This is a genomic window from Cyanobacterium sp. Dongsha4 (assembly GCF_036345015.1).
In the GTDB taxonomy this organism is placed as follows: domain Bacteria; phylum Cyanobacteriota; class Cyanobacteriia; order Cyanobacteriales; family Cyanobacteriaceae; genus PCC-10605.
The window spans coordinates 2,422,393-2,449,205 of sequence record NZ_CP084098.1 but is presented as its reverse complement, the minus strand read 5'-3'; the positions used below and the strand labels follow the sequence as shown (position 1 = coordinate 2,449,205).

The following is a 26,813-nucleotide window of genomic DNA, read 5'->3' as shown; positions in this document are numbered from 1 at the left end:
TTAATAACTTCTAACTCTTAACTCCTAACTCCTAACTCATTACTTGTTTCCCCCTAATACCCCAACAACCTGACACTTACCCGATATTCTTAAACCGAACTGAGGTCAGTTATTTTAAAAATATTAAATTTTTTCTAAAAATATTGTTTTTTACTGTAAAACAGGCATCTAGCCTGTATTTTTTTTGAGTGTGCGTCTATTGTAAAGGTTTTTGTAATTGACTGATTAAACTGGTTTCGGAATCATAAATTATACCCTTGAGAGAAGAGGAAACAATATCTTTGTTAAATAGAAAATAACGACTTCCTAAAGGTAAAGAGTTTAGGTAATTAGAGTTGTGAGAAATCCAAATTAAAGGTAATTGGGGAATATTATCTTTCATCGTACCTCCATAGTTGACTCCTGCTAGAGTTTCGAGGGTGACTTTTCTTCCATGAATCAATCCCATATCCCCTATCCATACTTTAACTTCTAGTTGTTGACGACTGGCGTAACAATACATTGACGCAACTGCTATAACTGCATTTTCAAAATCTTGTTTATCCCATTCTCCAGAGTTATCTAAACAGATTGTAATTTCTTCGCCTCCTGTAATGGTTTCTAACTCTCTTACTTGTAATTCTCCTAAACGAGCGCTTGTACGCCAATGAATTAAGCGAATAGGGTCTCCATAACGATATTGTCTTAAAGCCTTTGTCACTCCTTCTGTGGCATTATTATATATTTGATTGCTTTCTCTTTTTCTGGCTTCTTCTTGACCTAAGTTATCAATCAAAGGACAGTTTTGTAAGGTGAGAATATGGGGATAAACGATCGCACTTGTCTTAACTTGAGAGTAACGACTACAATAAAATAAACCAAAGGGGGCGGCGGTTCTTAAACTAAGATAATCCCAATGATAAATACCTCTATTATTTGTCTGTAAATAAGCTGTTAAAAGTATTTCTTGTCCAGATGGCAGAGTTTCAATATTATGTTTTATTTCTTTGCCCAATGAGGGGGGGATGTGTTCTAAAATGGTGATTAAAGTTTTGTTTTTTTGCGTAGGATTATTAATCTTTAAAGAAAGGGTTAATTCATCTCCTGCATGAACAGATGCGATCGCTAAACGTTTAATCTGCAATTTTTTGAGAGTATTAATTGCCACAACAAAATTCAATCCCAACAAAGAAAGTAGCATTCCGCTCAAAACATAAAGCCATCCTGCCATCGTGTTGGTTGCCGCCCCGAAAAAACTTAAAGCAATACCGATTAAAACCCATCCCCCATAAGCAGGAGTCGCCCAATGATATTCGAGCCACTGAATTAAATTTAAGGGGCTTTTAGTACTACTTACAGAATGGTTCATGAAGGTATTATAGTAATTGAAGGGATATATAAATTCAAGTTTAATTTTCTATTTTAACTCCACGCCAAAAGGCAACATAGCCTTTGATATTTAATGCTTTTTCTTTCGGATTGGGGTAATACCAAGCGGCATCTTTATTTTCTTCCCCATTTACTTTTAATGTGTAGTAACTAGCAACACCCTTCCAACCACAAGTAGTGTGAGTATCACTAGAAAGAAAATACTCTGATTTAATGCTATCAGGGGGAAAATAGCTATTTCCTTCGACTATTTCGCAATTGTCACTTTCAGCAACAATAACTTCTTTCCAAATTGCTTTTGTCATAATAATTGAATTTATATATATAAGTTTAATTTGATTATAGCGATCCTATTGAGCTCATGGTATTGATAAATTAATCTATGGCAATTTTAATCATAGTGATTTGAACGATACTAACATCAAGTTTATTATAATAAATTGTAAGTATTTTCAGTTGTTTAAATATAACATAATTAAGATATTATAACATAATATTTACTCAAATAAATAGCAATAAAAAATGTAATTTCCTCCATATTTTTGTTTATTAATGTCAAGCATAAACCGTTTATTTCTTCTTAAAAGATTATCACATAGACAATTTATTTTCTTTCTAATTAGATAAAATCAACATAATATCTCTTTCCTATAAAGCCTCATATTGGTAAGGCATCAAAAAAATATTTAACAATTTGATGAATATTAGATTAGCCGTTATACTATTTCTGTGACTATTTATAACTAAATAATGAGATTATCAACAAATAATTATAACCAAGAAAAATATATCGGTTGGTGGTTGATAATTCCTGCGTTAATTATTCTGACTCTCGTTTTTATTTATCCTATTACCCGTGCTTTCTGGATGAGTTTTTTTCAACAGAATTTAGGTACGGAATTAGAATCAATTTTTGCTGGTTTTAGTAACTACAGCCGATTATTAGGAGACGGGCGTTTTTGGCAAAGTTTAAGAAATACAACTATTTTTACCGCCGTTAGTCTCACCCTTGAGTTAATTCTGGGAATGATTTTTGCTTTGATTCTCAATCAAGCCTTTTTTGCTAGAGGAATCGTGCGCACAACTGCTTTAATTCCTTGGGCTTTACCCACTGCGGTTATGGGTTTAGCTTGGGCATGGATTTTTAATGACCAATATGGGGTTGTTAATGATATTTTAATGCGTTTAGGTTTCATTTCTGAAAATATTAATTGGTTAGGTGAACCTAATCGGGCGATGTTATCTCTTATCGTAGCTGATGTGTGGAAAACAACTCCTTTTATTGCCATTATTCTATTAGCAGGATTACAATCTATTCCTTCAGATTTGTATGAAGCCCATCAGATGGATGGTGCATCTCCATGGCAAAGTTTTTGGCAAATTACGATTCCTTTACTAACTCCCCAAATTTTGATTGCCCTTTTATTTCGTTTTGCTCAATCTTTCGGAGTATTTGATTTAGTGCAGGTAATGACTGGAGGAGGCCCCGCTGGTAGTACAGAAATGGTAGCTATTTATATTTATGCTACAGTTCGTCGTTATCTGGATTTTGGCTATGGTGCTTCTTTAGTTGTAGTTACTTTTCTACTATTAATTTTAGTGGTTGCTTTGACTTTTTTTCTGATTTCTAAATTACAAAAAAATTGATATTTGGTATTAGATTTTTAAATTTAATTTGCAGTCACAATCATTAATTGTTCTAATTTTTAATTCTCTATGATTAATACATTAAATAAGCAAAAAATTATTTTATGGCTAGGCATAATTTTCATGATATTATTTTGTTTAGCACCTATGTTATGGCAGATTTTAACTTCTCTTAAAACAAATGAGGCTATTACAAAAATTCCTACAGTTTATTTCCCTAATTTAGAACAATTAACTCTTGAGCATTATTTGGATTTGGGTTTTGTTTTTCTTCGCTATATGTTCAACAGTGCTTTTGTTTCTCTAATTTCCACTATTCTTTGCGTTGTTATTGGTGCGCCTTCTGCTTATGCTTTAGCTAGATTAAATTTACCGTTTAAAAATATTATTCTGTCTTTGGTTTTGGTCGTTAGTCTGTTTCCTTATGTTTTACTTTTTTTGGGTTTATTAGAAATAGTTAAGTTTTTCAATTTAGGTAATAATTATTTATCTTTAATTATTCCTTATACTGCAATTAATTTACCCTTAACTATTTTAATTTTACGTAGTTTCTTCTTACAATTACCAAAAGATTTAGAAGACTCTGCCCGTATAGATGGTTATAAAACAATGTCTATTTTGTGGAAAATTGTTTTACCTCTAACTTTACCCGCTTTGGTGACAACGGGAATTTTAACCTTCATTTTTGCTTGGAATGAATTTATTTTTGCTCTCACTTTTATCACTAGAGATAGTTTACAAACTATTCCTATCGCTGTGGCTAAAATAGGAGGCAGTAGTGCTTTCGAAATTCCCTACGGTGCGATCGCATCTGCTACCATTTTGGGAACATTACCTCTGATAATACTTGTCTTAACATTTCAACGCCGTATTGTTCAAGGTATTACTGCAGGGGCTATCAAGGGCTAATTTTTCTAGGAGTGCATTATTAATTTGTCTGGTTAAGACGGGGAATGGGGAATAGGCAACGGGCAATAGGTAGGTGTTTAATAGGTAGAGGTAGGTGTTTGAGTTATTTTCGAGAATTAAGCAAAAATATAAGCTAAATTACGTCTTGGCTTAGTTAGTAATAATGAATTAGTAATTAAAATTATGGCACAACTAAAACTAGAAAATCTCAAAAAACAATTTGCACCCAGTGTAATTCCCGTCAAAGATATTAGCTTGACTGTTAATGATGGTGATTTTATCACTCTTTTAGGACCTTCTGGATGCGGAAAATCTACCTTACTTCGTTTAATAGCTGGATTGGAAAAACCCACTAACGGTAAAGTTATTCTAGATGAAAAAGAGTTAAATAATATTTCTCCGGGCGATCGCAACATGGCTATGGTATTTCAAAGCTACGCTCTATATCCCCACATGAGTGTATTTGACAATATTGCCTCTGCCCTAAGAATAAGAAAAATTCCCCCAGAAGAAATCAAAAATAGAGTTACTGTGGTTAGTAGCAACTTAGGCTTAACCGATTTACTCAATCGCAAACCAAAACAACTTTCAGGAGGGCAACGACAAAGAGTCGCCTTAGCCCGTGCTTTAGTCAGAAAGCCAGATGTTTTTCTTTTAGATGAACCATTGAGTAACCTAGATGCACTACTGAGAGAAAAAGTAAGGGCGGAATTGAAACAACTATTTGCCAATCAAAATAAACCCGTGATTTATGTTACCCATGATCAAACTGAAGCCATGACCCTGTCAAGCAAAGTAGTGGTATTATTAGATGGGTTAATCCAGCAAATTGATACACCTGATCGCATTTATAATCAACCAGCCAATAGATTTGTGGCAGGATTTGTCGGTAGTCCACAAATGAATCTTTTAAACCTAGAATGTAAACAAGGGAAGGCTTTACTCGGAGAAACAATCATCCCCCTTCCCGAAGGTAATAAATCTCTTTCCGAAGTTGATTTGGGCATTCGCCCCGAAGACATTACCCTTGCCACAGAAAAAGATAAAATAACAGTAACGGGCAAAGTTTTATTAACCGAAAATTTTGGGCGAGAATTATTAGTTAGTGTCGAAATTCCCAACTCGAACCACTCCCTGAGAATATTAATCAATCCTGAACTACAATGGAATGAGAATAATATTAAATTAGCCTTAAATCCGAATAAACTACACTGGTTTTGTACAAATACAGGTAATTCTATTCTATCGGGAATTAGTATTAGTAATTAATGAAAAGGTAAGAGGGTAAGGGGCAAGGATAATTAATAATGAAAAACTTTTAACACCTGAAACCTCAAACTTGACATCTTTTGTTGTAAGAATCAACAATACTTTTATCAATATTCGTAAAAATAAAAATAGATATTTAACATCACTAATTTTATGAACAAAACAAATAAATTTTTGCTTTTAATCTTATTAGGCTTATCTTTAACTATTACCCAATTTAAACAAGTCAAAGCCCAATCCAATAATATTCCATCAAACATATTAGAAATAGTAACAAAAATTGATAGTGCCGCTAATAATAGAAATCTTGAACTCTTAAAAGAAAATATTTCCCCCTCATTCAAATCATCAGATGGGTTTAATTCTCAAAGCATAGAAGAATACTTAGAAAAAACATGGTCAAAATATCCCGATTTGAAATATACGACTAGCATTGAATCTTGGGAAGAAAAACAAGGAGAATTATCAGCAGTAACCTTAACCAAAATAGAGGGAAGTTATGAAAGTGGTGGCAAAAAATTTATCCTCAATTCTGAAATAAAAGCTAATCAACATTTTTCTAATAATCAGTTAACAAAGCAAGACATCATTAGCGAAAAAACAGAAATCACATCAGGAGAAAATCCACCAAAAGCGAGAGTAAATTTACCCACAAAAGTAAATGTTGGGCAAGAATTTGATTTTGACGTAATTTTAGAAGAACCTGTTGGTGCTGATATTGTATTAGGAGGAGTATCAGAAGAAAAAGTATCTCCTTCTCTTTATCTTGAACCTTCTAGCATTGAATTAGACGCTTTAACGGCAGGAGGAATTTTTAAAAGAGTTAAGTTACCTGTCACCGATAATCAGGATCACTGGTATTCTGTTATTCTTATTCGTGATGGTGGTATTCGTATGATTACCCAAAGAGTTAAAGTGAATGAATAATGAATAGTTACCTAAAATCTGAAACCTAATACCTGAAACCTAATACAGACTTTTACTAATATTTTGACATTAATTTAAACAAATAATGACTGTAATCAATTCTCATCGTAAAGCTAAAGCCTTAAAACAAGGTAGTCGTCGCCCTGCAAAAGACTTATGTAGTGAATGCGGATTGTGCGATACCTATTATATCCATTATGTAAAAGAAGCCTGTGCTTTTATTAATCAACAAATTGCTGAATTAGAAACCATTGCCCATGGGCGTAGTCGAGACTTAAACAACGAAAATGACCTCTATTTTGGAGTGCATCAGGAAATGATGTCTGCAAAAAAAATTGAACCTATTGAAGGGGCACAGTGGACTGGTATTGTAAGTACGATCGCCTGTGAAATGTTAACGCAGGGGCTTGTAGAAGGAGTTGTATGCGTTCAAAACAGTGATGAAGATCGTTTTCAACCTAAACCCATTATTGCTACCACTACAGAGGAAATTCTGGGGGCAAAGGTGAATAAACCTACTCTATCCCCTAATTTATCGATACTCGAACAGATTGAACAATCGGGGATGAAACGCTTATTGGTAATTGGGGTTGGTTGTCAAATTCAGGCTTTAAGGGCAGTGGAGGATAAGTTAGGCTTAGAAAAACTCTATGTTTTAGGCACTCCTTGCGTGGATAATGTCACTCGTGCAGGATTGCAGAAGTTTTTAGAGACTACCAGTAAATCTCCTGATACTGTTGTAGCTTACGAGTTTATGCAGGATTTTCGGGTACATTTTAAACATGAAGATGGCAGTGTGGAAAAAGTACCTTTCTTTGGCTTAAAAACTAATCAATTAAAGGATGTTTTTGCTCCTTCTTGTATGACTTGTTTTGATTATGTCAACTCTCTTGCAGATTTGGTTGTAGGTTATATGGGAGCTCCTTTTGGTTGGCAGTGGATTGTAGTTCGTAATGATATTGGTAGGGAAATGCTTGATTTAGTTAAAAGCCAGTTACACACTCAACCTGTTATCTCAAGAGGCGATCGCACCCAAGCGGTACAAAACAGTATTCCTGCTTATGATAAAGGAGTAACACTACCCATGTGGGCGGCGAAACTAATGGGGGTAGTAATAGAAAAAGTAGGGCCAAAAGGCTTAGAATATGCTCGTTTTTCCATTGACTCTCACTTTACCCGCAATTATCTTTATGTTAAACGTAATTATCCAGAAAAACTAAAAGATCATGTTCCTGAGTATGCGGAAAAAATTGTTTCTCAATATAAACTTCCTGATTAAAAATCAAATTTAATTGTTAACTAAAAGTTGACAATATAGATAAAATAAAGAGCTTTGACAATCAAAAGTTAGCAAAACATTGTTGGGAATTAGGAATAAAGGCTCACTTACTCTGGATATGATAAATTATCCCCAAAAAGGTGTCAGGTTAAAGGTTTTAGGTGGAATTAAATTTGTTAATTTATAACAATTACATTAGGGAAACAGTCTATTTTATTCATTGTTGCCCTTTGTCAGATTTCAACAAAAAAATCTAATCAATTTTCAATTAACTTAAAGATGAGCGAATCTTCAAATCTTAACAAACAAAAACTTCTTGATATTGCTATTTTAGCCGCCCAAGAAGGAGGAGCTATTTTAAAACAATATTGGGGTAAACAATTAGATATTAGGGAAAAAGGTAGGTCTGGAGACTTAATTACAGAAGTAGATCAAAAATCTGAAGAAAAAGTATTAAGTGTCATAAAAAGACATTATCCTGATCATGGTATTCTTGCCGAAGAATCAGGCACAATTGGCATCCAAGAAAGTGAATATTTGTGGGTAATAGATCCTCTTGATGGTACAACAAATTACGCTCATGGTTATCCTCAAGCGGCCGTTTCCATTGGCTTACTGGCTTCAGGAAAACCCTTAGTGGGAGTTGTATATAATCCCATTCGTGAAGAGTTATGGAGTGGAGCTGATGGTTTAGGGGCAACATTGAATCATGCACCAATTAGGGTTTCGAGAACAAATAACTTAACAAATAGTTTATTAGTAACAGGCTTTGCTTATGATCGTAGAGAAACAGAAGATAATAACTATGCAGAATTTTGTTATTTGACTCATTTAACTCAGGGGGTAAGGAGAGGAGGAAGTGCATCCTTAGATTTATGTGATGTAGCCACAGGCCGACTTGATGGTTATTGGGAAAGGGGATTAAAACCTTGGGATTTATTAGCAGGGGTTGTAATAGTTAAAGAGGCAGGAGGATTTGTCACTGCCTATGATGGCTCTGAGTTCGATTTGGATAGTGGTAGAATATTAGCCACTAACGGTTATATTCATTCTCAACTTAGCGACGCTTTGGGAAATACTCCTCACAATACTGCTTTTTCTTTCCGTTAATAATACTTAACTTGACCTGAACTCTATATAAAATTGTCTGGTGATGATAGGGAAAAGAGAAGAGGAAATTCGTAAAAAGTCATAATAATTTACAGAAAACTTATGTTGATTGATTTTCTTCTAATATCAAGTTCGGATGATAACTTATAATTAAAATAGTTGCATCTATTCAATGACAATGACAAAAAAGTAACTCTAGTCAATCATATTGACTTAAGTTCCATAATCTATAAATTGCAAGTGTTTGCGGAGTTTGACAAAAGAGGGTTATGGCGATTATTGGATGAAGTAATAGCGAATCAATCTCCAGATAATTTAGACGAGTTAGAAAATTTATTGATATATCGTTGTCAAAAGCGAATGAAACAACAAGAATTAATCAAAGGTTTAACTTGTTATCATTGGTGGGCAAAAACCAGAGACGTTATTTATAACTAATTATCCGAACTTGATATTAGGCAAAAAGTATTTATTATTGACAGAAAATGCGGTTAAATTGATCTAACCTCAGTTTGATATAACCATATCTTCTAATCAGTAGGTTTCAGGTTTGATTTTTCAATACTTTTTTCATTGAATTTAGGTTAAGTATAAACAGTCGTTCAAAAAAGGTTTAATTATCTGCCACGACGTAAAATTCTCCCCAATCTTTATCTTCAATAGTAATATCTCTATATTTTAGTTGACCTTGTATCGTTACATCTTCCCCTTGCCCAAATTTCTGACTAGGTGTAACAACCCATATTGAACCAGTTTCATCCTTAATTTTATAAGCATAGGAATTGAGTAGAGGAATTGATTTTTCAATTTTTCCTTGTATGATTACCGATTGGGTTAAATTAGTTTCGTTTTTAATTTGAGTAATTTCTTGTATTTGAGGAAAGGCGATACCCCAATTAATTAAATTAGTACATCCTGTTATTCCCCAAAAAAAAAAGTTAGAGAAATTAAATATAAACTGCGCTTAATTAAATTCATGACTGAGAACTAAAATAATATTATTTGGTTATTTATTGTAAATCAATCATGAAATAAAAAAAACTGACCAACTCCACAATTAGAAGTCAATCAGTTTTGGTTTAAGAGTTATGTACAACAGAAAAATTACGAGTTTGAGATTTTTTCTAAACTGTAAGCAATTAAACTAACTCCAACTCAAGGCTTTCTTTTTTCAACATTAATAACAGTGTCTCATTATTTTCCTCTTGAGCGGCTTTGATTCTTTTCTCTAAATTACGACGCATATTTTCAAGATGGACACTATGTATCTTTTCGCAAACTATTGTCTTTCTTGTTTCATTACTTATTGCGGCGACATTGATATTGCTGTCAACGGAGTTAGACATTGTGGGATTACTACAATAACTTACACCACGATATTGAAGACCTAATTTGGGTCTTAGCTGTGTTACGTGTCTAGGTAATTTATGATTCCACTGACAACCACGATATTTACCACCAACTATATCAGTTTCTTTTACTTCCAAAAAGTTGTTTTCTGATTTATAGACATTTCCACGATATTTCATATTCACTCTCTTAACTCCTCTGGTGATAATAAATAAGATTCTTATGAGGTCGAAATTAAATAGATTCCACTTAATTATGTTTATTGTTTATCTCTCTGTTTATCATTATTCTTCTTAGCAAAATTATGACTTCATTTAATTTCGGTATAGATTAATCATTGACCATCATTCTCTTAAATATTCACCTTATTTTTTATTGTGTTTAAGGTTATTACTTTCAAAGGCTAACGATTGTAATCTACAACCTATAAAGTGCATTTTTTTTAGAACTTGATTTTCAAAGAGATTTATTTTTTATTTCTGTATCTATTTTTACATTTTTCCTAGTTTCTGTAAAGTGTCCTTTATAAAGATTTAATATTTGTTTATTTATTATTGTTTATGGTATTTCTCTTAAAACTTGGGGAAAGGGAATAAAACTCATATCGGGAGCTAAACACATGGTGACAAGTAGTGACTATAAGATAGTAACAGCAAACCTCTGGCTTTTTTGTCTATCTCTATTAAAATAGTTTTTTAGTTTATTGTGTTTGAGAAATAAATAGAAGGCACTTGATCAACTAACCAGATGTTATTCTCGGAAAGATAAAATTTATATCCGTCTTCTGTCATTTTCTTAGCGTCAATTGCTAATATCATTACTTTTCCGTGTCTGCTACCCACTTTTTTGGCTGTTTCAATATCTGAGGAAAGATGTACATGATGACGATTCATTTTCAGTAGTCCTTGTTTTAGTATTGAATCTTTGAATTTAGTTGTTGTACCGTGATAAAGAATATCGGGAGGATTTGCACATTCGAGATTTAATGCAACCTTAATGGAATGTCCTTGATTAGCTTTTATTTTGTCGGTAGATGTACAAATCGTAAATCTTTTTTTATCATTCGTTTCGACTATTTCTTCTATTTCGTCTCGACTTATTTTTATCCCTTTTTTTTCACAACCTGATAAAAGTTCATTTATGGAAACCCATCCTTTTTCATCTAGTTTTATATCTATATACTCTGGTTGATGTCTGAGAATTAAACTCAAGATTTTTGATTTTTTGATATATTCTTTTCTCATTTTTGTAGATAGTAAATTTTATTTTTCTAAAATATTTTGATTATGATATTATAGGCTATAGTTCTATATTAAAATAATTTCTTATTGAATAAGATAGTTCATGTTTAAGTATAACTTACCACTTTCTTTTTTTATTGTTTTAATTTTTGAAATAATCAATCTTTCTTTTCCTTTTATTTCTTTAGTTAAGTCTGCAAAAGCTGAAAAGGTTAATTCTAATATATGTAATAGTTTTCAATTAGAAGCTAATTTTAAATTGCCACAATCCACTATTTATATATGTACAAATAATGAGGAAAAACAGTTAATTCAAATAAATAATAATACTCAGGAAACAATGATTAGTTTGAGGGCTTTTGGTTCTTTTCCCACCTATGGAGCAACGGAAGGTAATTATGATGATCCTGATAGCAAAATATACAATATTAGTCCTTTTGATTTTAAGGTTATTCAAGCTAGTATTATTACTAAAATAGAGCCTGTAATTTCGACTCATTATTTACCAAAGGAAGTAGAAATAAATATCCTACAAGGAGCATTAGAAAAAAATGCGATCGCATCTTGTCAACCAAGAAAACCAGTGGCAGTATTTGAAACGGAACAAGATAATATTTATATCTGTATTGAAGAAAAAGATAACGTTAATGCCATTGAGATGAATTACTTGCAAATTGCTAAAAAAAGTCAAGAGGAAATAAATAATATTCCTGCTCATCTAACTAATAATTTTAGCTATGAAACTGAAACTACAAATAATAAAAAATATGTTATTAGTTACCGTGGTTTAGAAGTATATGATAATCAAAAAAATATTGAAGAAATACCCATTAAAAATATTTATTTATCCCATCCAGACTATACAAAAGAAGATACCCACTAAAGTTAAGAATGAACAGAGAAAAAAAACAGCTAAGAAAACAATATTTACAAGAGAGATTAAAACTATCATCACCTCAATGGCAGGAAAAAAGTAAGCAAATTTGTCACCATTTATCAAAGAATTTATTGGTAAGTAAAAGTAAAATTATTCTTAGTTATTTAAGTTTTAAGCAAGAACCAGACTTAAGCCTATTGCATCATGATAAAAGAAAAATTTGGGGCTTACCTCGTTGCCAAGGAAATGAGTTAATTTGGCATCAATTTACTTCTATGAATGACTTAGAGACTGGAAAATATGGTATCCTTGAGCCTTCTACTCACTCGCCCTTAATTTGCCCTCATCAGGTGGATTTAATTTTAGTTCCAGCAGTGGGGTGCGATCGCTTCGGTTATAGGTTAGGATATGGAGGAGGATACTACGATCGCCTCTTTGCTCAACCAATATGGCAAAATATAACTAGAATCGGCATTATTTTTGACTTTGCTTATGTTGATAAACTGATAAGGGAATCGTGGGATAAACCCTTAGATTATATCTGTACAGAATCAGGAATAAAAACCCCTGTCAAGGAACAAAAAGAATAAGAAACACAGTCCATAGAAATAGTTTGTTACATTATCCATTAGCTCAATAAACTAAAAAACTAAACATATACTAAACCATGACTAATCTATTTAAACTCAATAAAAAAAGTATTTTTGCCACTATTGCCTTAAGTACTACCCTAGTAACAGGTTTACCCTATCTTGTCTTTGCTCAAACCAATCCGGGGTTAACTATTTTTAGCGGGGTTGATCGTAAAGATGTACTAAATTATCGCCTAGATTTTGGCGGAAATGCAGGACAATGGGATCGTTATCGTTTAAGAATTCCGGGGAAAAAATTAACTCAAGGTGTAGATAAATTTTTTATCAGCTATCCAGACTATTTTGATGGCAAATTTGACATTAATAAAATAGAAGTCAGAGCTAAAAATGCCACTTTACCAGTTAGGGAAATCATTTGGGATGAAGAAAGTCGTATCATTGAAATTGCCTTAGAAGAACCTTTGCTCGAAAGTAATCAAGTAGAGTTAGTATTCTCCAACGTAAAAAACCCCAACTCTGGCGGTACTTTTTATTTTCAAGGACAGATACTCACTCCGGGGCAAGTGCCTTTAAGATTAAGCGTTGGCACGTGGATTTTGAGTATTAATTAATACAAATAGTTTCAATGAAGTTAGAGGAAAACTAATAGTTTTTTAAGGTGGGTAACTCCCACCATCTACTATGGTCAAATAAAAAATGCGATCGCAATATATAGTAATTTCAAATAAGAAAGTTACATTTAACTTGTGCAATAATCACGGATAATTTCATCTAAAGATGTTCCTGAAGGGGCATACATTCTCATTTTCTTTAATGCGGCAAAATCATGTTCAATATCATTTAAATCTGGAGAGTATTTTGGCAAAAATAAAATTATGTGTCCTGATTCTTCTACTAATTGTTTAATTATATTTTTCCGGTGAATTGGTGCATTATCCATAATTAGCACCGATAACTTTTTAAGTGATGGCAATAAATATCTTTCTAACCATCCTTCAAAACCTTCTGCATTTAAACTTCCTGTAAATATCATTGGTGCAATAAAATCTTTTTCTTTCTTTCTTCTTCCTGCTACTAAATTTTCTCTTTTACCCCGTTTTCCTTGTTTATTTCCATAAATTTTTACCCCTTTCTTTGACCAACCATCAGGACAAATTATTGTTTCTTCAAATCCTGACTCATCAATAAAAACAAGACTTCTACTACCATACTCTTTGATTATTTTTCCTAAAATTTGGAAATATTCTATTCTTTCTTGTCTATTTCTCTGTTGATAACGAAGCTGTTTTTTTTTGCGAAAGTCTTGAATTTCTAGTAATTTGTTAACTAAATTATTTAACATTTTTTCAACCTATAATAAATGCGATCTTTTGCCCTTTTATTTTATCAGGCGATCGCCTTTATTTTTCTTTTAAAATTTGAAAATGAAACAGTCCTGCCCTCTCACCCTCTCTTCTCATCACCCTTTCTCTCTACTCATTATCTTTAGTGGTAAATAATTGTAAAGAAACTAAAATTAAAGCTATCACAAGAAGAATTGTTGTACTGGCAGAGGCATAGCCGAAATTAAATTGACGGAAAGCTAATTCATAAATATAAAAAGCTAAAATATTCGTGGAATTGGAGGGGCCTCCTCCTGTCATTATGTAAACTTGCTCAAAGGATTTCAAGGTAAAAATAGTTGTGGTAATAGTCGCAAAAATAAGAGTTGGTTTTAAGGCTGGTAAGGTGATATACCATATTTTTGCCCAAAAATTTGCACCGTCTAATTCTGCGGCTTCGTAACGGTTTTGAGGAATTATTTGTAATCCTGCCAGAAAAACTACTAAGTTAAAACCTATTTGTCGCCATGTGCTAAAAAGAATAAGTACAGGCATAGCCCAAAATGTATTGTTTAACCAGTTGATGGGATAAAAATTAAGTTTGAATAGTATTTGATTAATAGTGCCATTGTTTTGAAATAACCAACGAAATCCTAATCCCATAGCGACTAAAGATGTTATGGAGGGAATAAAATAAGCTGTGCGGAAAAATCCTTTTAGGGGTATATGTTGATTGAGTAGTATTGCTAAAAATAAGGGAATAATTAAACTCGGAATAATGGTAAAAGTTGAGAAGTAAATTGTATTAAAAATAATTTGAGAAAAATCGGGATCTATTAATAGTTTTTGATAATTTTTGAGTCCAATCCAACTAATTTGAATTATGTTGCCATCAGTAAAACTAAGGTAAAATACCATTAAAATAGGTATGAATAAGAAAATAGTTAATAAGATTAAGGCTGGTGTTAAAAATAACCAAGGTTTCCAATTTAATTGAGTGATCAAGTTTTTCTTTTTTGTTGGATTATTCACATTTAATGTTTAGGTTAGGTTTCTTTTTTTTAGTTTATAATAACCTGAGTTCAGGATACATTTTTCTGGTTGTGATAGGGGAAAGTTATAAGACAAGAGGCAATGTCAATAGTGAATAATTTATAAAACAAGGTTCTTAAGCTCATTGCCTAATAGAAAAACTACTGACTATTAACTATATTTATATTTATCATTGATGGTGTTTGTGTTTCCCATTCTTGTGAATAATTTAAGATAAAATCTATCTAAACTGATTGAAAAAATAACAAATTAAGCCTAAAAAACCATTAATATAAAACCTAAATTAATAAAACACAAAATACTATTAAAAAATTATGTTAATCGCTATTGCATCCTTAAAAGGTGGTGTTGGCAAAACCACAACAGCTATTCATTTAGCCGCTTATCTACAAACAGATCAACCAACTCTACTTGTTGATGCCGATCGCAATCGTTCTGCTTTAGTGTGGGCTAGGGAGGAAAAATTACCTTTTACAGTTGCTTCTCAGGCAGGTTCTGCCCCTTTTATGGCAACTCATAAACACATCGTCACAGATATGAGAGGAGGTCCAGAAGAAGATGATTTTGTGGACTTAGCAAAGGGAAATGATTTGATGATTATTCCCACCACCCCTAATCACTTGGATCTTGATGCGACTATCAAAGCAGTAGAAATGCTGAAAAAACATAATGTTAATAATTATAAAATTCTCTTGACAAAAGTAGATTCTCGTACAAGCAATAGCAGAACTGCAAAGTATTTTTTAAAAGAGCAAAATTTGCCTCTATTCAAAACAGAAATCCCCCTTTTAATCGCTTTTGAAAGAGCTTCACAACACGGAAAAACGGTCAAAGACTACAGCGACGATCGCGCTAAAGTGGCATGGAAGAAATATCGAGATGTGGGTAAGGAGATTATGAGTTAGGAAAGAGGTTTCAGGTTGCAGGTGTTAGGAGAAAGTAATAAGTAACGAGTAATGAGTGTTCGGAGTTTTTAATTATTCACCCCAACACTATTCGCTATTTACCTTTGCCCTTTTAATTTTGCTCCTTGCTTCTAGCTCTTACTCATCTTTTCTGCCATTTGTTTAGTCATAGTGATTAATTCGGTTGGCACTAACATAACTGTAGTGGTATTATTTTCTGCACCGATTTCCGTTAAAGTTTGTAGCCTTCTCAACTCAAGGGCGATGGGATTTTCTGCAATTTGATTACTAGCTTCAGAAAGCATTAAAGAGGCTTCTTTTTCTGCGGAGGCTTTAATCAGTCTTGCCCGTTTTTCTCTAATGGCTTCTGCCTCCTGTGCCATTGCTCTTTGCATAGATTGGGGAATTTCTACATCCTTCATTTCCACTCTTTCAATGACTATACCCCAAGGATCAGTAATCTCATCAACTATTTCTTGGATTTGATGGTTAATTTTGTCTCTATTTCGTAGTATATCATCTAAAATATTTTGTCCAACTACATTCCGCAGGGTAGTCATAGATGCTTGATAAACTGCAAATTCGTAGTTTTCGATACGATTGATAGCGCGATCGGGATCTAAGACTCTGTAGTATAATACCGCATTAACTCTGACAGTGACACTATCGGCGGTAATGGTTTCTTGGGATTGTATATCAACTGTTTTTGTACGAATGTCAATTTTAGCTTTTTGATCAATCAGAGGAATTGTCCAATAAATACCAGGTCCTTTGATACTACTCATTCTCCCTAAACGAAAAATTACCCCTCTTTCATATTCTCGATCGACTTTAAAGCCTGTGAAGGCAAAAATTACAACGGGGATGACTATGCTGACTAGGGCTTCCATTTGGCTATCTCCATATAACAATTTGGGAAATTTGGCAATAAGTTTCGTTTTAATTAATCTTTAACTGCCTTAGTTCTATTCTAATTTCTATTTCCTTGAAGTTTTCACTTAGATTTGTCTAGCGAATTAGACTTGACAAATTCATAATTTGATTAAAAAGACTTTTCCTTTCCCTATTGCTCGACTTCTGCAAGAAGTCTATTGATGATAATATCGGAGAAACCATCAATCTGAGTCAGAGGTGGCAATAACTTTAATTCGCAACTTACTTTTTTTTGTAACTTCTCCACTTCAGATGCGATCGCATCTATAATTTTTCCCGTAAAGAGAAAATAAGGCATAATCATGATTTGTTGAGGATCATTAAGAGCCAATTGGGCTATAACAGAGTTTAAATTCGGTTTTATTGACCAATAAGCCACCTGGGCGTTGATTTCACCTGCCAAACCTTCTATTTCTTCATTTCCCTTTTGTAAACTTGTACCATGACAAAATAAAATGCGTTCAATACCAGAATCTTTATGATGGTCTAAATTTCCCCGCCTTTCAAATTCAGCACATAGTAAGGAAATTAAAGATAAACTCTTTCCCAAATGAGGTAAAATCTCGATTTGTAGAGAACATTTTTGCCGAGAAACTTCCACTTCAGAAGGAATATCATTGATAACATGAGTACCTGATAACAAAAATAAGGGTAAAACCTTAAGACTTTTATAACCTTTTCTTTCTAATTGATTCCCAAATTCGATAATTTTCTCAGATAAAGATTGACTCCCTAACTCTAAATAAGCAACATCTAAATCATAAGTAACCTGCAACAAATCTAATTTTTTTCTCACTAAAAAAGCTAAATCTCTTAACTGTTGAGCATAAAAAGAATTTCGACTACCATGAACCACTAGAAGATAAGCAGAAGAATTAATCATATTTACATCTTTCCTCGTCGAAACCATAATAATAAAACCACAACAAAATTAAAAGATACCCCCATAAAAACAAAAAATTCTGTATATTGATTACTAATCTTTAAGCATATAGTCTATGAATTGGTTGGACATTTCCCCTATCTTTTTGACCTTAACAGTTTTAATTGTTGCCCTAATTGCCTTTATTGCCGAATGGTTGCCCGTAGATTTAACTTCTTTATCCATTACCGTTGTTTTGATGATATTGGGGTTAGTTTCTCCTAATGAAGGTATCTCTGGATTTGGTAACTCCGCAACTATTACCGTTATGGCGATGTTTATTCTCAGTGCAGGAATAACCAAAACAGGCATTCTTAATATTATCAGAGATTGGCTAATTCAATGGGGGGGGAAAAATCCGACTCAGCAAATTTTCACTCTAGGGGTGATTGTAGGTCCTATTAGCGCTTTTATTAATAATACTGCAGTAGTTGCAATTTTTTTACCAATTGTTGAACAGTGGAGTAAACAAGCAAAAGTTTCTATTTCTAAACTGCTCATACCCATGTCATTTCTGACAATATTGGGGGGATTAATTACTTTACTAGGTACATCAACTAACATTCTTGCCAGTGGAATTGCCGTGCAATTAGGCTATCCAGAATTTGGCATTTTCCAATTTACTAAACTTGGTTTACCCGTATTTTTAATCGGCTTAATTTATTTATCTATCGCCTCTCCAAAATTGTTACCAGCAAGAAAACCTCCGGGGGGAGAATCTTTAGCGGAAGATTATGAATTAAAAGAATACGTCAGTGAAATGATTATTCCCCCCAAATCGAGTTTAATAGGACAAACTTTGCGCAGTAGTGAAATTCAACGTAAATTTGATTTAGATGTTTTAGAAATTATCCGCAATGATACCCACTTTCCACCACCTTTAGCGGATAAAGTTTTAGCGGTAGGAGATATTTTATTAGTTAGGGGAAGTCGTAGTAACTTATTAAATATCAAAGACGAAAGAGGAGTGGAAATCCTCGCAGACTTTAAATTCAATTCTCAAGAATTAGAAGAACAAAATAATTCCCAAGAAGAAAAAATAGCGGAGGTTTTGATACTATCCAATTCTCGTTTAATTGGCTCTAGTTTAAAAGATTTAAGATTTAGACAACGTTATAATGCTACAGTTTTAGCCGTAAGAAGAGGTCAAGAATTAATTAGAGAAAGATTTGGCAAAATTCCTCTAAAATTTGGCGATTTACTCTTAATTCAAGCCCCAAAAGACAGTTTTATCGGTTTACAAACCACTAGAGAGTTATTAGTTTTAGAAGAAAAAAATCGAGAGGGTTTAAGACAAAATAAAGCAGGAATTGCCTTAGCTATTATTTTAGCGGTTATCTTAACTTCTGCTTTTGATTTAGTACCTATCTTGGTGAGTAGTTTAGCGGGGGTTTTAGTAATGGTGATGACAGGATGTCTCAAACCGGGTGAAATTTATGGCTCTGTCAGATGGGATATTATTTTTCTTTTAGCTGGTTTAATACCTTTGGGTATTGCGATGGATAATTCTGGCACAAACCAATGGTTAGCGGATAATTTATTGAAAGTGGCAGGAAATTTATCAGGGTATTGGATTTTAGTTTTATTTTATTTTGCTACTTCCATGTTGACGGAGGTTTTATCTAATAATGCCGCAGTGGTTTTAATGATTCCTATTGCGGTTAAAGTGGCGGAAACTATCGGACTTGAACCTTTATCCTTTATGTATGCGGTAACTTTTGCGGCCTCTAATAGCTATTTAGCCCCTATTGGTTATCAAACGAATACGATGGTTTATGCACCGGGGGGATATAAATTTCTCGATTATACCCGTGTTGGTTTACCTTTAACCTTTACTTTAACTTTTACTGTACCTTTGCTTATCGTGAAAATTTATGGGTTATAAAGCAAAAGGCAAGGGACAATGGTAAATAGTGGATAATTAATAACTCCGAACTCGTTTCTCCCTAACACCTGCAACCTGAAACTTGCCCTTATCCTCATATTTTTGCTCGACAACTGAAATTATTTGAGCATCTAATTGAAATCACATCCTAAGCTGTCTCTAGTCGCTACCCCCGTGATAGAATTAACTCCAGAAGCTCGATCGCACATTAAGGCTATTTGATAACGGTCAATTACTGCCCCTGTAAAGTCTGCTCCTTCTATATTTGTATCATAAAAACGGGTACGAGTTGCGATCGCATCTGTAAAAATAGCGTTGCGTAAGTCAGCAAAATCAAGGGTAACACGATCAATTAATGAACCTGTAAAGTCGGTTTCTCGTAAATCAGCACCAAATAAAATTCCCTCTGTCATCACAGAATTAGTGAGATTAGATTGATAAAAAGAAGCATTGCGTAGATTAGAAGCGGCAAAAACTGAACCTGTTAAGTCTCGGTGAGAAAAGTCTTCCCCTTCCAATTCAGCATAGGTAAAATTAACCGCCGTTTGGGCGTTGACAGATTGAGGAGTAAGAAGAATAAAACTGATGGCTAATAACAGTAGAATAATTGCTTTAACGATGAGGGGAAAAAAGCGAGAAATAAAATTGACAATGGGAGAAGGAAGATTGAAAATTGAAAGACGAACTTGGTTAATTAATTCTTGATTAGCCATAAACAATTATTGCAAAAATTCTTGAGCTTCATGTTAATTGTAACCAGTATTAGTGAATTACAAAGAGAAATAAGCAGGGTTTCTCCTTCTCAAAAAATTGGGTTTGTGCCAACTATGGGTGCATTACATTCCGGGCATGAAAGTTTAATTCAACGGGCGGTAACGGAAACAGATTTTGTGGTGGTGAGTATCTTTGTCAATCCGCTACAATTTGGCAAAAATGAAGATTTAGACCAATATCCAAGACCATTAGAGCAAGATAAGGCAATATGTAAGCAATTAGGGGTTAAGCTCTTATTTACTCCTTCTGTGAACGAAATTTATCCTTCAGAAGAAGAAAGCACCATCGTCAATCCCCCCACTGCTATGACTTCGGTTTTGTGTGGGAAATATCGTCAAGGGCATTTTCAGGGAGTGGCTACTATCGTCACTAAATTATTCAACCTAGTCCGTCCAAATGTTGCCTATTTTGGGCAGAAAGACGCTCAACAAGTGGCTATTATCAAAAAAATGACAAAAGACCTCAATATTCCCGTACAGGTACAGTCTTGCCCTATTATTCGAGAAGAATCAGGATTAGCGTTGAGTTCTCGTAATCAGTATTTATCCTCTGAGGAAAAGGAAAAAGCTACTTTACTTTATCGCAGTTTGAGCAAAGCACAACGAGCTTTTCAAGAGGGAGAAAAGGATTGTCAGAAATTGTTACAGATTATTAAGGAGGAGTTTAGATCCCCCCAAACCCCCCTTAATAAGGGGGGCTTAAATCTTGACAATTCCCTTAATAAGCAAGGCTTAAATCTTAATGATTCTCTTAATAAAAAAGGCTTAAATGATGTAAATATACAATTGCAATATGTAGAAATAGTTGAGCCTGAAACTTTGCAACCCTTGACAGAAATAAGCGATTCTGCTTTAATTGCGATCGCTGTTTATGTTGGTAATACTCGTTTGATAGATAATGTGATTTTAACAGTGACTAAACCGATTATAGCCCTTGATGGACCGGCAGGGGCAGGAAAATCAACCGTTAGCCGTCGTTTAGCTCGTGAATTGGGTTATATTTATTTGGATACTGGAGCGATGTATCGGGCGATTACTTGGTTGGTGATGGAAAATAATATTAATGTTGAAGATGAAGAAAGTATTGCTTCTTTGGTGGCAAATGTGCAGTTAGAATTGTTACCTAGTGATAATTTACAAATTCCTGTGACGGTAAAAATTAATGGGCAGGATATAACAAAAGAGATTCGCACCCCAAGAGTTACTAATCAGGTGTCAAAAGTTGCGGCACAGTCTGCGGTAAGAGAAAAAATGGTAACATTGCAACAAGAATATGGAGCAAAAGGGGGTATTGTGGCAGAAGGGCGAGATATTGGCACGAATGTTTTTCCCCATGCCCAATTAAAGATATTTTTAACTGCTACTCCCCAAGCAAGAGCCAAGAGACGTTTAATTGATTTACAAAATCAGGGAGAAAATGATATTGACTTAGATACTTTAATCAAGGAAATAGAGGAGAGAGATTACTTAGATAGTACCAGAGCTATTGCACCCTTGAAAAAAGCTGAAGATGCGATCGAGCTTATTACTGATAATTTAAGCATAGATCAAGTCATTGAGAAAATCAAAAGCTATCTTATTTCCGTTTAGAGTTAGGAAAGAGGTTTCGGGTGTCAGGTTTCAGGGAGAAATTAATTAAACACTGTTACCCTAATTCCTTTCGAGCTACACAATAGTTAACATCTACATAATAATTAACATTTAATTTTTTTTTGGGGTTTTTTGCTTCTCTCAAATCATTTCCCCAAAGATGCGATCGCATTTTATTTATCATTAAAGCCTTACTAAATGGCAACTTTAGAGAATATTAAGCAATCATAAATCTAAAAGTTTGCTTTTAAACATAATTACTGTAAATTAATTGACAAAATATTATTAATAACAAAATATAAGGTTAAAAAAGAATTTAAGGCTAAAAAATTCCATTAAAACAGAAATAAACAAAATAAAGCTCTATAGCTACCAAAGATAAAACCATAGCACCTGTTAATTTCCTAAAAATTAGTCAATAATGCAAAAAGAATAAATTTTAATCAGACATTAGTAAAATGACTTTAACCCTAGCAGTATATGGAAAAGGTGGCATCGGTAAATCTACCACCAGTTGCAATATTTCCACCGCCCTCGCTAAAAGAGGCAAAAAAGTATTACAAATAGGGTGCGATCCGAAACACGATAGCACTTTTACCCTCACAGGTTTTTTAATTCCCACTATTATCGACACCCTACAAGAAAAAGATTTTCACTATGAAGATATTTGGCCTGAAGATGTTATTTATAAAGGCTATGCAGGAGTTGATTGCGTTGAAGCTGGTGGCCCTCCTGCGGGGGCTGGTTGCGGTGGCTATGTAGTAGGGGAAACGGTTAAATTACTCAAGGAGTTAAACGCCTTTGATGAGTATGATGTTATTTTATTCGATGTTTTAGGAGATGTTGTCTGTGGAGGATTTGCCGCCCCTCTTAACTATGCTGATTACTGTTTAATTGTTACTGATAATGGATTTGATGCTTTATTTGCCGCCAATCGTATCGCCGCCTCTGTCAGAGAAAAAGCGCGCACCCATCCTCTTCGTTTAGCAGGGTTGATTGGTAATCGCACCTCGAAACGGGATTTAATTGATAAATATGTATCTCATGTGGCAATGCCTGTGTTAGAGGTTTTACCCCTAATTGAAGACATCCGAGTCTCCAGAGTCAAGGGAAAAACCTTATTTGAAATGGCAGAAAAAGACCAAACTTTAGATTATGTGTGCGATTATTATTTGAATATCGCTGATCAGATTTTAGCATTACCAGAGGGAGTAGTTCCCAGTGAAGCCCACGACAGAGAATTATTCGGCTTACTTTCTGATTATTATTTGAATCCTCCTCAAGCCAAAGAGGATAAAGAGGATGAATTAGAGTTAATGATGGTTTAAATCAATGAATAATTAATGGTGATTTTATCTTTATCCTATCTAATTCTCTCACCGTAAAATAGGCATCTTGTCTGTATCTATGCAAATGTCTATTTACTAGAAATAGCTTCTCTGGAGCTTTTTACAGTTGGCAACAGCCTGACATAATCTATAAATTAATTAACCATATTTTTTCATATTTTATTGGCATTAATTTATCTCAAATTAAAATGCGGTAAAGAGAAAAAAGAACGAAAAATTTAACAACAGAAGTTAACTAAATTATTCTCAGTAAATGAGAAAAAGGTCTAAAGCCCTTAATTACGAAAAAAAGAATTAGTTTATATCAACAATATAGAATTAAAAATTTATGACTTTTACACCGGAAAAAACTACTACTCCTGAATTAAATTTTGAATGTGAAACTGGTAATTATCACACTTTTTGCCCTATCAGTTGTGTGGCTTGGTTATACCAAAAAATTGAAGATAGTTTCTTTTTAGTTATTGGTACAAAAACCTGTGGTTATTTCCTTCAAAATGCGATGGGAGTGATGATTTTTGCTGAACCTCGTTACGCTATGGCAGAACTTGAAGAAGGGGATATTTCCGCTCAACTTAATGATTATAATGAACTAAAACGCCTCTGTGAACAAATAAAGCGCGATCGCAATCCTAGTGTAATTGTTTGGATTGGTACTTGTACCACAGAAATTATCAAGATGGATTTAGAAGGTATCGCCCCTCAGTTAGAACAAGAAATTGGTATTCCCATTGTGGTAGCTCGTGCTAATGGTTTGGATTATGCCTTTACTCAAGGAGAAGATACGGTATTAGCGGCCATGGCGAATCGTTGTCCGAAGGAAGCAGAAGTTAAACAGACGGAAGATAAGCAAGAAAGAAATGCTATCCAGAAATTGCTTAATTTTGGCAAAAAACAGGAAGATACAGTTCATAATGAATATCATGAGCATCCCCCATTAGTCTTATTTGGTTCATTACCTGATCCCGTTGTTACTAATTTAACCTTAGAGTTGAAAAAACAGGGAGTAAAAATCGATGGTTGGCTACCGGCAAAACGTTATACCGAGTTACCCGTGATTGATGAGGGTTATTATGTGGCAGGGGTAAATCCTTTCTTAAGTCGCACTGCTACCACTTTAATGCGTCGCCGTAAGTGTAAATTAATTGGCGCACCCTTCCCCATTGGCCCTGATGGCACTCGGGCATGGATTGAGAAAATTTGCTCTGTGTTAGGAGTTGAGCCTCAAGGTTTAGAAGAAAGAGAGGCAAAAATCTGGGAAAATCTGCAAGATTATGTTGATTTAATTAAAGGTAAGTCAGTTTTCTTCATGGGTGACAATTTACTCGAAATTTCTCTTGCTCGTTTCTTAATTCGTTGCGGTATGACTGTACCTGAAATTGGTATCCCTTACATGGATAAGCGTTATCAAAAAGCTGAATTAGATTTTCTTGCCCAAACTTGTCAGGAAATGGGGGTATCTTTACCGACTATTGTGGAAAAACCCGATAACTATAATCAATTGCAGAGAATCAAAGAGATTCAACCTGATTTAGTGATAACAGGCATGGCTCATGCTAATCCTTTAGAAGCAAGGGGAATCAGCACAAAATGGTCTGTAGAGTTCACTTTTGCCCAAATTCATGGTTTTACTAATGCTCGTGATATTTTAGAGTTAGTAACTCGTCCTTTAAGACGTAATAATAATTTAAAGGATTTAGGTTGGAGTAAATTAGTTAAGGAAGAAGCAACTTTGTAATGGAAAAAAACTTAATTATTGGGAATTAGGAAAGGATAAAAAGGGCAAATGAGGAATGAAAAATGGTTAATCCCTAAATTCGATCGCACTTTGATAATATTGCATACCCCAAAAAATTAAATCAGGATCAACAATTAATTTTTGACTAAAATCAGGATCAATATTTGCTAAATATCGAGATAACAATAAAGCATCTCCTCCTGTCAAAATGACTTTACTTTGGGGATATTTTTTAAACCAATCTTGAGCAAAATCTTTGATTCCCGCAACGATAGTATAAACAACCCCACTTTGGATGGCACAGGGGGTATCTGTTGCCCAACGGGGGGTTATTTCCCCCATAATTTGTACTTCAGGTAAAGCGGCCGTGTTAAAGAAAAGGGTTTGTAATTGTAATCTCACCCCTGGCATAATTGCCCCTCCTTGAAAGTTTTGTTTCTCATCTGCCCCTGAAAAGGTTAAAGCTGTACCACTATCAATTACTAGGCAAGGAAAACCATAATGACATCCTCCCCCCCATAAAGCTAAGATGCGATCGCATCCCATACTATCATAAATATTGTGTAGGGGTATTTTTTGATAATTAATGATAATTGTTTGAGGTAGGGAAAGATAAATTTTCGTAGCCGATGGCACAACCGAAGCCACATATAAAGACATTCGACTCTGAATATAGCTAAAAAGCTCCTCATCTAAAACTGTTTCTAATTCTTTGACAGTATCCGCAGAAAGAGTATTCCATGTTTTTCTTAATTCTTTACCCTGAAAATAAGCCCAATGGAGTCGAGAATTACCAATCATCAAGCCTAACCAATTTTCCATTCTGTCTTTTTATCTCACCCCCAAAATAATTCCTAACAGTAAAATAAAGCCAATCCAGACATTTTGACTAAAAATTTGACCATAATTAATCGAATCCTGATTAATGCCTCTAATTTGGATATACTGCCCTACCCATAAAATAACTGCGATCGCCCATGTCACCCCAAAAAAGAGGTTAAAACCATTAACCATAGCAATATAAGCAAATAAACCAGCCGTAAGAGCATAAAATAAGCCGACTGCATCCCCGACCAAATCATCAAAAAAGATGGCACTAGAATTAATTCCCACTTTTAGATCATCTTCTTTATCACTCATAGCATATACCGTATCAAACCCCATCGTCCATGTTACCGTTGCCCCCCACAACAACCATGTATTGTTATTAAGATTCCCTGTCACCGCACTCCAACTGATTAATACAGCAAATCCCCACGCCAAGGATAAAACCAATTGAGGCACAGGAAAAACCCTCTTGGCTAAAGGATAACAGACAATAAAAGGTACAGCCCCCACGCAAAGCCAAAAACTGAGGGCATTAAGATAAAAAGCTAACACCGCCGCACAAGCTAAACTAATAAAAAAGACAACTATTCCCACTTTTACCGACAACGCACGGGAGGCAAGAGGGCGAGTTTTAGTTCTTTCCACCTGATTATCAAGATTTCGATCCCATAAATCATTGATAACACAACCGGCCGCACTGGTGGCTAAACTGCCGAGAATAACAACCCCAACTAAAGGTAAAGGAGGTTTTCCTTCTCCAGCTAAAAATAAAGCCCACAATGCAGGTATCATTAAAATAAGTCTTCCTGCGGGTTTATCCCAACGCAACAATTTAACGATATTTTCCACCAAAGATGATGATTTTAGTTCAGGGGAAGAAACCATAATTTCAAGTAGATTCAAATTCTTTGTCTAAACCTTTTGTTATTGTATCTTAACCAGTGA

The 26,813-nt window shown here is 34.1% G+C and carries 26 protein-coding genes and 1 pseudogene; 15 read left to right on the top strand and 12 right to left on the bottom strand.

Annotated elements, in window-relative coordinates; translation table 11 throughout:
* Window positions 1-196: 196 nt before the first annotated feature.
* Together Dongsha4_RS10730 and Dongsha4_RS10725 are read right to left on the bottom strand one after the other, a co-directional pair.
* The gene (locus Dongsha4_RS10730) at window positions 197-1,348 is read right to left on the bottom strand and encodes a DUF58 domain-containing protein (protein WP_330202387.1); all 1,152 of its coding nucleotides are present in this window, start codon (window positions 1,346-1,348) and stop codon (window positions 197-199) included.
* 40 nt (window positions 1,349-1,388) lie between these two features.
* A complete protein-coding gene (locus Dongsha4_RS10725; protein WP_330202386.1) occupies window positions 1,389-1,673 on the bottom strand; it encodes a DUF427 domain-containing protein in 285 nt (94 codons plus the stop codon).
* A 445-nt stretch (window positions 1,674-2,118) separates the two neighbouring features.
* On the opposite strand from Dongsha4_RS10725, the gene Dongsha4_RS10720 reads away from it, so the two are divergent.
* The 7 genes from Dongsha4_RS10720 (at window position 2,119) to Dongsha4_RS10690 (ending at window position 8,947) form a co-directional block, all read left to right on the top strand.
* On the top strand, window positions 2,119-3,015 hold the full coding sequence (locus Dongsha4_RS10720) for a sugar ABC transporter permease (RefSeq protein WP_330202385.1): 897 nt from the start codon (window positions 2,119-2,121) through the stop codon (window positions 3,013-3,015).
* A gap of 69 nt (window positions 3,016-3,084) precedes the next feature.
* Entirely contained in the window at window positions 3,085-3,924 is an 840-nt protein-coding gene (locus Dongsha4_RS10715) for a carbohydrate ABC transporter permease (protein WP_330202384.1), read from the top strand.
* Between the two features lie 183 nt (window positions 3,925-4,107).
* Window positions 4,108-5,193, top strand: coding sequence for an ABC transporter ATP-binding protein (locus Dongsha4_RS10710; protein WP_330202383.1), 1,086 nt, complete (start codon window positions 4,108-4,110; stop codon window positions 5,191-5,193).
* A 153-nt stretch (window positions 5,194-5,346) separates the two neighbouring features.
* Entirely contained in the window at window positions 5,347-6,120 is a 774-nt protein-coding gene (locus tag Dongsha4_RS10705; protein ID WP_330202382.1) for a nuclear transport factor 2 family protein, read from the top strand.
* Between the two features lie 85 nt (window positions 6,121-6,205).
* Window positions 6,206-7,399 carry a Coenzyme F420 hydrogenase/dehydrogenase, beta subunit C-terminal domain gene (locus tag Dongsha4_RS10700; RefSeq protein ID WP_330202381.1) on the top strand — a complete coding sequence of 398 codons (1,194 nt, stop codon included), beginning with the start codon at window positions 6,206-6,208 and terminating at the stop codon, window positions 7,397-7,399.
* 279 nt (window positions 7,400-7,678) lie between these two features.
* The gene (locus Dongsha4_RS10695; protein WP_330202380.1) at window positions 7,679-8,509 is read left to right on the top strand and encodes an inositol monophosphatase family protein; all 831 of its coding nucleotides are present in this window, start codon (window positions 7,679-7,681) and stop codon (window positions 8,507-8,509) included.
* A 240-nt stretch (window positions 8,510-8,749) separates the two neighbouring features.
* A complete protein-coding gene (locus Dongsha4_RS10690; protein ID WP_330202379.1) occupies window positions 8,750-8,947 on the top strand; it encodes a hypothetical protein in 198 nt (65 codons plus the stop codon).
* 701 nt (window positions 8,948-9,648) lie between these two features.
* Here the strand turns inward: Dongsha4_RS10690 and Dongsha4_RS10685 are convergent.
* Window positions 9,649-10,038 (bottom strand): DUF4278 domain-containing protein, encoded by a 390-nt coding sequence (locus Dongsha4_RS10685; RefSeq protein ID WP_330202378.1) that lies wholly within the window; start codon window positions 10,036-10,038, stop codon window positions 9,649-9,651.
* 516 nt (window positions 10,039-10,554) lie between these two features.
* Window positions 10,555-11,103, bottom strand: a complete 549-nt coding sequence (locus Dongsha4_RS10680) for an RNA 2'-phosphotransferase (RefSeq protein ID WP_330202377.1) — start codon at window positions 11,101-11,103, stop codon at window positions 10,555-10,557.
* Between the two features lie 100 nt (window positions 11,104-11,203).
* On the opposite strand from Dongsha4_RS10680, the gene Dongsha4_RS10675 reads away from it, so the two are divergent.
* From Dongsha4_RS10675 to Dongsha4_RS10665, 3 genes are all read left to right on the top strand, one after another.
* Window positions 11,204-11,983, top strand: coding sequence for a hypothetical protein (locus Dongsha4_RS10675; protein WP_330202376.1), 780 nt, complete (start codon window positions 11,204-11,206; stop codon window positions 11,981-11,983).
* A gap of 8 nt (window positions 11,984-11,991) precedes the next feature.
* Window positions 11,992-12,567 carry a 5-formyltetrahydrofolate cyclo-ligase gene (locus Dongsha4_RS10670; RefSeq protein ID WP_330202375.1) on the top strand — a complete coding sequence of 192 codons (576 nt, stop codon included), beginning with the start codon at window positions 11,992-11,994 and terminating at the stop codon, window positions 12,565-12,567.
* A 77-nt stretch (window positions 12,568-12,644) separates the two neighbouring features.
* Window positions 12,645-13,181, top strand: coding sequence for a DUF2808 domain-containing protein (locus Dongsha4_RS10665; RefSeq protein ID WP_330202374.1), 537 nt, complete (start codon window positions 12,645-12,647; stop codon window positions 13,179-13,181).
* Window positions 13,182-13,309: 128 nt separating this feature from the next.
* Here the strand turns inward: Dongsha4_RS10665 and Dongsha4_RS10660 are convergent.
* Together Dongsha4_RS10660 and Dongsha4_RS10655 are read right to left on the bottom strand one after the other, a co-directional pair.
* Window positions 13,310-13,867: pseudogene (locus Dongsha4_RS10660) on the bottom strand (IS630 family transposase); the annotation flags it as partial.
* A gap of 175 nt (window positions 13,868-14,042) precedes the next feature.
* The gene (locus Dongsha4_RS10655; RefSeq protein ID WP_330202373.1) at window positions 14,043-14,924 is read right to left on the bottom strand and encodes a sugar ABC transporter permease; all 882 of its coding nucleotides are present in this window, start codon (window positions 14,922-14,924) and stop codon (window positions 14,043-14,045) included.
* Window positions 14,925-15,259: 335 nt separating this feature from the next.
* Between Dongsha4_RS10655 and Dongsha4_RS10650 the strand changes: the two genes are divergently transcribed.
* A complete protein-coding gene (locus Dongsha4_RS10650) occupies window positions 15,260-15,850 on the top strand; it encodes a ParA family protein (RefSeq protein ID WP_015220941.1) in 591 nt (196 codons plus the stop codon).
* A 131-nt stretch (window positions 15,851-15,981) separates the two neighbouring features.
* Here Dongsha4_RS10650 and Dongsha4_RS10645 read toward each other — a convergent pair whose 3' ends face one another.
* On the bottom strand, window positions 15,982-16,740 hold the full coding sequence (locus Dongsha4_RS10645; RefSeq protein WP_330202372.1) for a slipin family protein: 759 nt from the start codon (window positions 16,738-16,740) through the stop codon (window positions 15,982-15,984).
* Between the two features lie 173 nt (window positions 16,741-16,913).
* The gene (locus Dongsha4_RS10640; RefSeq protein WP_330202371.1) at window positions 16,914-17,666 is read right to left on the bottom strand and encodes a sirohydrochlorin chelatase; all 753 of its coding nucleotides are present in this window, start codon (window positions 17,664-17,666) and stop codon (window positions 16,914-16,916) included.
* A 115-nt stretch (window positions 17,667-17,781) separates the two neighbouring features.
* Between Dongsha4_RS10640 and Dongsha4_RS10635 the strand changes: the two genes are divergently transcribed.
* On the top strand, window positions 17,782-19,590 hold the full coding sequence (locus tag Dongsha4_RS10635; RefSeq protein ID WP_330202370.1) for an SLC13 family permease: 1,809 nt from the start codon (window positions 17,782-17,784) through the stop codon (window positions 19,588-19,590).
* 131 nt (window positions 19,591-19,721) lie between these two features.
* On the opposite strand, the gene Dongsha4_RS10630 is transcribed toward Dongsha4_RS10635, so the two are convergent.
* Window positions 19,722-20,303: a pentapeptide repeat-containing protein gene (locus Dongsha4_RS10630; protein WP_330202369.1), complete on the bottom strand. Its 582-nt coding sequence runs from the start codon at window positions 20,301-20,303 to the stop codon at window positions 19,722-19,724.
* A 30-nt stretch (window positions 20,304-20,333) separates the two neighbouring features.
* Here Dongsha4_RS10630 and panC point away from each other — a divergent pair, with 30 nt between their 5' ends.
* A complete protein-coding gene (gene panC / locus Dongsha4_RS10625; RefSeq protein ID WP_330202368.1) occupies window positions 20,334-21,953 on the top strand; it encodes a pantoate--beta-alanine ligase in 1,620 nt (539 codons plus the stop codon).
* 55 nt (window positions 21,954-22,008) lie between these two features.
* Here the strand turns inward: panC and Dongsha4_RS10620 are convergent, their stop codons facing one another.
* Window positions 22,009-22,137 (bottom strand): hypothetical protein, encoded by a 129-nt coding sequence (locus tag Dongsha4_RS10620; RefSeq protein ID WP_330202367.1) that lies wholly within the window; start codon window positions 22,135-22,137, stop codon window positions 22,009-22,011.
* A 274-nt stretch (window positions 22,138-22,411) separates the two neighbouring features.
* Here Dongsha4_RS10620 and bchL point away from each other — a divergent pair, with 274 nt between their 5' ends.
* On the top strand, window positions 22,412-23,281 hold the full coding sequence (bchL, locus tag Dongsha4_RS10615; protein WP_330202366.1) for a ferredoxin:protochlorophyllide reductase (ATP-dependent) iron-sulfur ATP-binding protein: 870 nt from the start codon (window positions 22,412-22,414) through the stop codon (window positions 23,279-23,281).
* 349 nt (window positions 23,282-23,630) lie between these two features.
* On the top strand, window positions 23,631-25,040 hold the full coding sequence (locus tag Dongsha4_RS10610; protein WP_330202365.1) for a ferredoxin:protochlorophyllide reductase (ATP-dependent) subunit N: 1,410 nt from the start codon (window positions 23,631-23,633) through the stop codon (window positions 25,038-25,040).
* A 66-nt stretch (window positions 25,041-25,106) separates the two neighbouring features.
* On the opposite strand, the gene Dongsha4_RS10605 is transcribed toward Dongsha4_RS10610, so the two are convergent.
* Together Dongsha4_RS10605 and Dongsha4_RS10600 are read right to left on the bottom strand one after the other, a co-directional pair.
* On the bottom strand, window positions 25,107-25,862 hold the full coding sequence (locus Dongsha4_RS10605; RefSeq protein WP_330202364.1) for a pantothenate kinase: 756 nt from the start codon (window positions 25,860-25,862) through the stop codon (window positions 25,107-25,109).
* Between the two features lie 9 nt (window positions 25,863-25,871).
* Window positions 25,872-26,753, bottom strand: coding sequence for a 4-hydroxybenzoate solanesyltransferase (locus tag Dongsha4_RS10600; RefSeq protein ID WP_330202363.1), 882 nt, complete (start codon window positions 26,751-26,753; stop codon window positions 25,872-25,874).
* Window positions 26,754-26,813: the final 60 nt, after the last annotated feature.